Origin of the sequence: Kitasatospora sp. NRRL B-11411 (genome assembly GCF_000721345.1) — a bacterium.
Lineage (GTDB): Bacteria > Actinomycetota > Actinomycetes > Streptomycetales > Streptomycetaceae > Kitasatospora > Kitasatospora cineracea.
On sequence record NZ_JOGH01000184.1, the window covers coordinates 1 to 8,676 of the forward strand.

7 protein-coding genes are annotated in these 8,676 nt (G+C 76.2%); 4 read left to right on the forward strand and 3 right to left on the reverse strand.

Going from position 1 to position 8,676, the window contains the following annotated elements; genetic code table 11:
* Positions 1–775 (reverse strand): phosphatase PAP2 family protein (locus tag IH44_RS0137640; protein WP_030464350.1); only part of this gene is annotated, 775 nt, incomplete at its 3' end.
* A 217-nt stretch (positions 776–992) separates the two neighbouring features.
* On the opposite strand from IH44_RS0137640, the gene IH44_RS0137645 reads away from it, so the two are divergent.
* Both IH44_RS0137645 and IH44_RS0137650 read left to right on the forward strand, forming a co-directional pair.
* Entirely contained in the window at positions 993–1,592 is a 600-nt protein-coding gene (locus tag IH44_RS0137645; RefSeq protein ID WP_030464351.1) for a TetR/AcrR family transcriptional regulator, read from the forward strand.
* Between the two features lie 121 nt (positions 1,593–1,713).
* Positions 1,714–2,685, forward strand: coding sequence for a JmjC domain-containing protein (locus IH44_RS0137650; RefSeq protein WP_051818146.1), 972 nt, complete (start codon positions 1,714–1,716; stop codon positions 2,683–2,685).
* An 84-nt stretch (positions 2,686–2,769) separates the two neighbouring features.
* Here the strand turns inward: IH44_RS0137650 and IH44_RS0137655 are convergent, their stop codons facing one another.
* Entirely contained in the window at positions 2,770–3,789 is a 1,020-nt protein-coding gene (locus IH44_RS0137655) for an ROK family protein (protein WP_030464353.1), read from the reverse strand.
* Positions 3,790–4,167: 378 nt separating this feature from the next.
* Here IH44_RS0137655 and IH44_RS0137660 point away from each other — a divergent pair, with 378 nt between their 5' ends.
* Complete coding sequence (locus IH44_RS0137660; protein WP_157852603.1) at positions 4,168–7,164, forward strand: hypothetical protein; 2,997 nt, start codon at positions 4,168–4,170, stop codon at positions 7,162–7,164.
* A gap of 33 nt (positions 7,165–7,197) precedes the next feature.
* Here the strand turns inward: IH44_RS0137660 and IH44_RS0137665 are convergent, their stop codons facing one another.
* Positions 7,198–7,986, reverse strand: a complete 789-nt coding sequence (locus IH44_RS0137665; protein WP_030464355.1) for a PP2C family serine/threonine-protein phosphatase — start codon at positions 7,984–7,986, stop codon at positions 7,198–7,200.
* Positions 7,987–8,219: 233 nt separating this feature from the next.
* Here IH44_RS0137665 and IH44_RS0137670 point away from each other — a divergent pair, with 233 nt between their 5' ends.
* A complete protein-coding gene (locus IH44_RS0137670) occupies positions 8,220–8,447 on the forward strand; it encodes a DUF6458 family protein (RefSeq protein ID WP_030464356.1) in 228 nt (75 codons plus the stop codon).
* Positions 8,448–8,676 lie beyond the last annotated feature (229 nt).

Below are 8,676 nucleotides of genomic sequence, written 5' to 3' on the forward strand. Positions count from 1 at the left end.
CGTCGGGGGGCCGGACCGGGCGGGGGCGGGGGCGGGGGCCGCGGGAGGAGGGGGGAGTGTCGGGGCCGCGGATGAAGGCGAAGGCGAGCAGGAACATGACGGTGGCGGCGACGGAGTCCAGCCAGTAGTGGTTCGCCGTGCCGACGATCACGGTCAGGGTGGTCAGGGGGTGCAGGAGCCAGAGCCAGCGCCAGCGGGAGCGGGTCGCGGCGATCAGGCCGATGGCGACCATCAGGGCCCAGCCGAAGTGCAGGGAGGGCATGGCGGCGAACTGGTTGGAGAGGTGGTCCGTGGTCGGCGGGCCGTACACCGAGGGGCCGTAGAGGCGGCCGGTGTCCTCGAGCCCGGTGGAGGTGAGCATCCGGGGCGGGGCCAGCGGGAAGACGAAGGGCAGGATCAGCGCGACCGAGGTGACGGCGGCCAGCACCCGGCGGGCCCACAGGTAGTGGGCGGGTCTGCGAAGGTAGAGCCAGACCAGGAACAGGACGGTGGCCGGGAAGTGCACGGTCGCGTAGTAGACGTTCGCCAGGTGGACCACGGTCTCGTCGCGCAGCAGCAGCGACTGCACGGCGTCCTCGCCCGGCAGGTGGACGGCGCGCTCCAGGCCCCAGACCCGGTCGGCGTTGTGGAAGGCCGCGGTGGTGCGGCCGATGGCCAGTCGGCGGCCGAACTTGTAGACCAGGAACAGTCCGACGACGAGCAGGAGCTCCCGGACCAGCGGCGGCCGGGGTATGCCCCCGGCCGGGGCTCCGGCGGATTCCGTGCGGGCGGGCAACCCCTCCCCCCTTACCGGCGGGCCGTGATCTTGGACCGCGCGTGCGAGTGCCGATACGCTGACGTATCGATACAGTCGCGTATCGATACGTTTGTGCAGTGTACATACGGCGTTCGCCGCACCGACACCCCGGGCAGGGCGGGCCGCACCAGGCCCGCCGGGGACGGATGCTGGACGGAGGGCGGGGGCACCGGAGGAGCGGGAGGAGGCGGACGGCATGCGGGAGGCCGAGTCGGGGTGCGCCCCGTCCCGTTCGAAGATCACGTCCGAGCGCGAGCGGGAGTTCTTCGAGGCCGTGCTCGACGAGGTCCGCACCCACGGCTACGAGGCCGTCACCATGGAGGGCGTGGCCGCCCGCACCCGGTGCGGGAAGTCGACGCTGTACCGGCGCTGGCGGACCAAGGCCCGGTTCGTCGCGGCCGCGCTGCGGGCCGACCGGCAGCCGCGCTGCGCGGGCATCGACACCGGTTCGCTGGCCGGCGACCTCCGCCTGGTGGCCGCGGCCGCCGGGGCGTGGTCGGACCGGGACACCCCCCTGCTGCAGGCCCTCGGGTACGCCGTCATGACCGACGACGACCTCCGGGACGCGGTGCGGGAAACGGTGATCGCCCCCGAGGTCGCCGCCCTGGAGGACGTCCTGCGGCGCGGGGTGGAACGGGGCGAGGTCCCGGCCGGCCACCCCGCCCTCGAGTTCGTCCCTGGCATGATCTTCGGCATGACCCGCATCCGGCCGCTCATCGCCGGACGTCCCGCCGACGCGGACTACCTGACCCGCTACGTGGAGTCCACCGTCCTGCCCGCGCTCGGCCTGGCCTGAGACCCGGGCCTGAGAGCCTGGCCTGAGACCCGGGCCTGAGACCCGGCGGGCCGGGCCCGAGCGGCGGGCGGGGAGAACGAGCGAGGGGCACGAGGGACACGAGGGGATGCGGGGACGGGCGATGGAGCGGGTACTGGCCGATCTGACGGGGGACGCCGACGCGTTCGCCGAGGCGCTGGCGGAGCGCACCGCGCGGGTGTTCCGGCCCGCCGGGTGGCCCGCCGGGCTGCCCCGGGCCGCGGAGTTGGCGGCCGTGCTGAACGGCGGCCTGCTGCGGGTGCCGTACGTGGAGATGGTGCAGGACGGCGCGGTCCTCGCACCCGAACGCTTCTGCAGCGTCCGGACGGTGGCCGGCCGGCCCGAGGACGGGTGGGCCGACCCGGGGCGGATCGCCGCCCTGCTGGCCGAGGGCGTCACCCTGCTGCTGCCGCAGCTCGACCAGTGGTACGCCCCGGTGCGGGCGCTGGCCGCCGGCCTCGCGCTCGGGCTCGGCCGCCGCACCGAGGCGTTCTGCTTCGCCACCGCCGCCGGCGGACGCGGGCTGAAGGTGCACCGCGACGACGCGGACGTCCTGGTCGTCCAGCTCACCGGGGAGAAGGAGTGGACCGTCCACCGGCCGCCCGCGGACGGGCACTGGCAGCCCGGACTCGTCCCCGCACCCGGGCCGGTGGCCCTGCGCACCGTCCTCGCCCCGGGCCAGGCGCTGTACGTCCCGCGCGGGGCACCGCACGCGGCGACGGGCCGTCAGGGGCTGTCGGTGCACCTGTCGTTCACCGTCCGGGAACCCGGCACCGGGCGGCTGCACGCGGCGCTCGGCGAGCACCTGGCCGCCGCCCCGCTCGGCACCGGCCTGCCCGAACGCCCGCTGCCGGAGGACGAGTTGCTGGCCGCGGCGGCCGAGGTGCTGCGCCGCGGCCGCGAACGGCTGGCCGCACTCACCCCGGAGGACCTGCTCCGCCTCGCCCGGGGACCGCTCCCGGACCCGGACGTCCCGCCGCCGCCGCGCCGGTCGGGCGACGATTCCGGGCAGTGGCCACCAGGTTCGACAAGTCGGCCAGCCGCTACCGGGCCGGCGCCGTCCTCGCCTCGCTGATCCTGTGGCGGCGAGCCGAAGCGCAATGACCCACCACCAGATCGATTACGAGACACGGCCCAGAGCCTCGCCGGGGGCCGGTGGTCAGGCGCGGGGCGCGGCCGGGGTGCGGGCGGCGAGGAGGCGGCCGGCGCCGATCAGGCCGGAGTCGTCGTCGGCGGCGCCGAGGACGACGAGCCGGCCGATCTCCTCGGGGGTGAGGCCGAAGCAGCCGAGGCGGTGGAGTTCGGCGGTGAGGAGTTCGGCGTAGCGGGGGCCGATGGCGAGGGCGAAGCCGCCGATCAGGACGTGGCGGCGGATGCCGATGGCGGTGAAGACGGCGGTGATGGCGGAGGCGAGGGCGGTGATGCCGCTGCGGAGGGCCTCGGTGGCGAAGGGGTCGTCGGCGCGGACGGCGGCCACCAGGGCGTGGTTGTCGAGGAGTTCGGGGTCGGGGGCGGTCGCGGCCAGGGCGGAGCGGGCGTAGCCGTCGGGGTCGGCGTGGGCGGCGCGGCGGGCGGCGGCGAGGGCGCCGCGGCCGGAGGCGACGGCGCCGAGGTGGCCGCGGCCGCCGCAGTCGCAGGGCGGGGCCTGGGGGGAGGTGTCGACGGTCCAGTGGCCGAGTTCGCCGCCGTGGCCCTCGGTGTCGAGCAGGACCTCGCCCGCGCGGTAGACCTTGTTGCCGATGCCGGAGCTGACGGTGATCAGGCAGAACGGCTGGTCGTCGGCGGGGTCGACGTAGCGCCAGACGGCGGCGGTGAGGTCGTTGACCACGACGACGGGCAGGCCGAGCCGTTCTTCCAGCAGCTGCCGGACGGGGAGTTGCCCGCCGGGTCCGCCCCAGACGGTGGGAGCGGCGAGGGCTCGGCCGTCGGCGCTGACGGGGCCGGCGAAGGCGACGGCGACGGCGGTGCTGCGGTGGCGTTCGACGGCTTCGGCGGCGAGTTCGGCGACCTGGCGGAGGACCCGGGTCTGGAGTTCGGCGACCGGGAGGTCGGGGTGGGCGGCTATGCCGTCGGTGGGGACGCGGCGGATGTCGGTGACGGTGTCGTCGCCGAGTCCGTAGCGGGCGGTGCGCAGGGTGGTGCCGCCGAGGTCGATGACGGTGAACGCAGGGTCGGACAAGGGTTGCTCCCCGGGCTTTGGGTGGTGCTGGGGCGGCGTCGTGGTGCGCGGTTCGGGCCCGCGGCCGCCCGCCGCGGCGTGATCGTACACGGCCCGGCCGAAATATGGGAGCGCTCCCACATCGGGTTCCCGGCCCCCCGGGGCCCGGCGGCGGCCCCGGCCGGCCTCCCCGGAACGGACCGTCACCCGGAACCAAGGAGCAGCCAAGGACCAAGGAAGGGAAGGGAGTTCGGTGAGCGGGAACGGCCCCGGCGGAGTGCGGACAACTCCGTTTCCACTGTCGGGGCGAAGGTCTACATTTGTTCTCCGACCTCGCCTCGGGCCTGGGTCGGCGCGGCCCGGATCCGGGCCGCGGGGCGGCGGCTACGGGGGTGGCGGATGGCGTCTGGTGCGGTGCGCGGGGGCGCGGGGATCGGCGGGGTGCGGACCACCGCCAAGTACGAGGTGGACGCGCTGGTCCAGGACTTGGTGGCGCAGTTCAGCGCGGCCCGGCTGCCGATGCCCGTGGTGGTGCTGTACGCGCAGGAGGACGATCCGGAGCTGGACGCCGAGGTCCGGTCGGTGGTCCGGGCGGTGCAGGAGGCGCAGGAGGGCGGCGACCTGCCGCACCGCTCGGTGCCGCACACCGCCGAGGGCGATCCGCACGAGAACGCGATCGCCGTGCTGGACGGCCTGGCGAAGGGCCCGTGGGCGCGCCGCGGCCCGTCCTGGTACCGGGGCTACCCGGCGCCGCGCTCCCGACTGGTGGCCGCGATCGAGGCCGCCACCCGGCACGTCCTGGACGGCTCCACCGGCACCCCCAGCACCCCTGGCTCCACCGCCTCCACCAGCGCCGCGGGAGCGGAGGGCGCGGAGGGCGCGGCCGCGGGCGGTCCGGCCGGGCGGCCGGTCGACGAGCTGGTGGAGGCGGTGCTGGCCCGGCTGCGCGACCTGCACTGGCGGCCCGAGCCGCGGACGGCCGGGAGCGAGTGGCAGCGGCTGCTGTCGCCGGTGCTGAACTCCACCACGCTGATCGGGGCGTTCGTCCTGGCGGCGCTCACCAGCCTGCTGACCCAGGCGACCTGGCAGCTGGTCGCGGCGGTGCTGCTGGCGGCGGTCGCGGTGCTGGGGGCGACCGGCTGGGTGCGGCGCAACACGGCGCCGCTGTCCTGGCTGGGGCCGGCCAGCCGGTGGTTCGCCACCACCACGTTCCTGGCGGCCTCGGGGCGGCAGGCGGCGGCCTGGTCGCTGTGGCGGCCCCGGATGTCGTGGGACGTGACGCAGGCCCGGGCCCGCGAGGTGGCCGGGGAGATCCTCAAGGCCCAGCTGCCCGGCACCCCGGCCCCGGACCGGGACCGCGCCCAGCAGTTCCACCTCCAGCTGCGCACCCTCGCGCTGCTGGAGGACCTGCGCCGGGCGCACCGCTCCTGGGCGCCGGACGCCCGGGGCCGCAAGCGGCGCGTCCCGCCGGTGGTCTTCGTGCCGCGGGCGGACGCCGGGAGCGGGGCGCTGCGGGTGCTCGGCGCGATCTCGGACGTGCGCAGCCGCCGCAGCGAGCAGGACCCGCTGCTGGTGCTGGCGGCCGTCGCGCACGCCGACGTGGCGGCCTGGCTGGAGGACGGCCACACCGCGCCGGTCGGGGCGCACCCGCCGGGGGCGCGGCGCGGCCCGTACGAGGACTGGGTGAGCGACCTGCGGGTGCGGCAGGCGCCGAGCCGGGGGCGGGCGCTGGCGTGGACGCTGCCGGTGCGGCTGACCAGGCTGCAGTTGCAGGCGGGCGAGACCACCCGGCTGGCGCCGGTGCCGGTGGGCCGCTCCTGGTGGTTCCTGTGGTCGCGCTGGTCGGTGCTGCTGGCGCTGGTGCTGGTGGCGGCCGGGGCGGGGCTGCGGGTGCAGCAGCTGTCCGGGCAGTACTGCGAGGCCCGGCTGGTGGGTTCGAACCCGGACGCGGTGTGGCGCACCGGCCCGGGCGGGACGCGGGAGTGCATCGGCGTGGCCACCGGTTCGGTGACCTTCGCGGGCGCGGGCGGCATCCGGCTGGACGGCGCGCTGCCCGGTGCGGGCGCCCCCGGGCGCACGGGGGCGGACCTCGGGCTGCGGGAGCTGGAGGACGCGATCCGCCGCGAGAACGAGCGGGTGGCGGCGCTGCCGGACGTCAGGTACGTCACGGTGGTGTACGCGGGTTCGCTGACCACCGCGGCCGGGCAGGACGGGCGGGCGCTGAACAGCCTGAAGGAGCTGGCGGGCGTCCACCTCGCGCAGGCCCGCAACAACGAGGGCGACCCGTTGAAGATCAAGGTGCTGGTCGCCAACGGCGGGCAGGACATGTACTTCCAGACCGAGATGGTGCACCGGATCGTGGCCCTGGCCGCCCGGGACCGCTCGATCGCGGGCGTGGTGGGCCTGGGCCGGGACACCTCCGACAGCGGTTCCGCGCTGACCCTGCTCCAGCAGGCCGGCCTGGCCGTGGTCAGCACCACCAACTCGGCCAGCTACCTGGCCGGCGACCACGTCAACTACTTCGGCCTGGCCGCCACCGACGAGGAGGAGGCGAAGGCGCTGGGCCTGATCGTCAAGGCCCTGGACGTCCCGCCGCAGGACCGCTGGGCGGCCGTGCTGACCCGCACGCCCACGCCCGACGACCGCTACAGCCCCGAGCACGCCCGGTACGGCAGCGCGATGCTCGCCGCGGCCGGGTACCAGCTGATCGGCGGCCGGCCGCTGGAGTACGGCCTGACCAGCAACGGCGACCCGGACTACGAGACGGCGCTGGCCACCACCTGCCGCGGCGAGCACCCGCCCGCCGTGCTGTACCTGGCCGGCCGGGCCGACGACGTCAACCAGCTGATGCGCCGGCTGGCCGACGACAAGGGCTGCGCCCGGCCGCTGACCGTGCTGACCGGCGACGACCTGACGAAGGCCCAGTTCCGCACCGGGGGGACGACCATCGCCCCGCAGGCCACCCTGTACTACACCGCGCTGAGCGACCCGGCCGCGACGGCCCGCGGCTCGGACCTGGCGGAGACCGCCGCGAGCGTCCTGCACCTGGTGCCGACCGCCGCCAACCCGTACGAGGACGACGTGTTCTCGGACGGTTCGCTGGCCCTCGCCTACGACGCGACGGCCGCGCTGCAGGCGGGGGCGGCCAAGGCCGGGGCCTCGCAGCTGACCGGGACGGGCTCGGTGATGGCGGCGCTGCGCGCGGTGCAGCTGAACAACCGGCCCACCGGCACGGTCGACTTCCGCGAGACGCGGCCGCTGGCCACCGGGCCCCAGCCCGGGCACGGCCTGCAGATCATCCGGGTGCGGCGGGACGCGCAGGGCGCGCCCGTGGTCGAGCCCCGGTGCGGGCGCCCGGCCGGGGAGACCCGGGAGCTGACCGACTGCCCGCTCTGACGGGCCGTCACCCGGCGGGGGGCTCCGCCGGGGTCACTCCTCGATCCGGACCAGGGCGAGGGTGATGTTGTCCGGGCCGCCGGCCCGGATCGCCGCCCGCCACAGGTCGACCAGGGCCCGCTGGTCGTCGCCCTGCGGGTCGCCGTCGGCCTCGGCGGCGGCCTCGGTGAGCAGGGCGGCCAGTTCCTCGGGGGCGACCGGGTCGGTGAGGCCGTCGGTGCACAGCAGGTAGCGGGCGCCGGGCTCGACGGGCAGCCGGACGAGGTGGGGCCGCAGCTCGTCGCGGGCGGTGCCGCCGCCGAGGGTGCGGGTGACCAGGTGGCTGGTGCGGCGGCCGGGAGCGGGCGGCGGGCTGTCGTCGGTGCTGAGCAGGCGCAGGCCGAGGCCCTCGCCGCGGTCCGGGGTGATCTCGTGGACCTGGCTGTCGCCGACGTTGAACACCAGCAGGTGTTCCGTGTCGAACACCGCGCCGGCCACGGTGGTGGCCATGCCGGTCAGCGCGGGATCGGCCTCCCCGGCCTCGTGCAGCGCGGCGTGGCAGGAGCGGACCGCCTCGGTGACGTCCTCCTCGGTGCGCAACCGCGGCCCGACCTCGGCGAGGTGGCGGACGGTCAGCGCGGAGGCGACGTCCCCGGCCGGGTGCCCGCCGAGCCCGTCGGCGACGGCCACCAGCACGGGGGTGCCCCCGAGCGGGAAGACCATGCTCTGCGGGCTGTCGGTGGAGATCGCGCACAGGGTCCACGGGCCCAGCACCAGGCTGTCCTCGTTGTGGTCCCTGACCACTCCGTCATGGCTGAGCGCGCTGACGACGACGTACGGCACTCCACGGCCCTTTCCTCGAACCCCGACCCGGTGTCGGCCCATTCTCCCCACCCGCCCCCGGCGCCCGTCGGCCGGGCGGCCGTTGCCCGCCGCTCCCCCGCTCCCCCGTTCCCCCGTTCCCCCGCGCCGACGGGCCGACGGGCCGTCAGGGGCGGGAATCCTCCGGGCGGTCGGGGGTAGGCGCCGTTCCGGCCCGGCCAGAGGGACGGGCCGAGACGACGACGGAGGCGATCATGGGTCTCGGTGGCTGCATCATCCTGCTGGCGGTCGGAGCGATCCTGGCGTTCGGCGTGCACTGGCACCTGGCGGGCGTCAACCTCACGGTGGTCGGGGTCATCCTGATGGCGGCGGGCCTGATCGGCGTGGTGGTGTACGCCCGGGTGCTGGGCCGGCGCCGCTACCTGGGCGGGCGCGGCGTCGACGAGGTGGTGGTCGAGGAGCGCCGCCGGGACGTGCTGTGACGGCCGGAACGGCCCGCCCGTCCGCCTGACGCCCGTCCGCCCGTCTGACACCCGCCCGTCCGTGTGGCGCCCGTCCGTCCGTTTGACGACCCGCGCGGCGGACCATCCGCCCGGTGGACCGGTTCCGAATGGGGACGGGGCCCGGTGCGGTGGTCCCCCTACGGTCGTCGAGGAGGAGCGCGGTGGACGCGAGCGGTGCGGTGGACGTGGCGGTGGTGGGGGCCGGGGT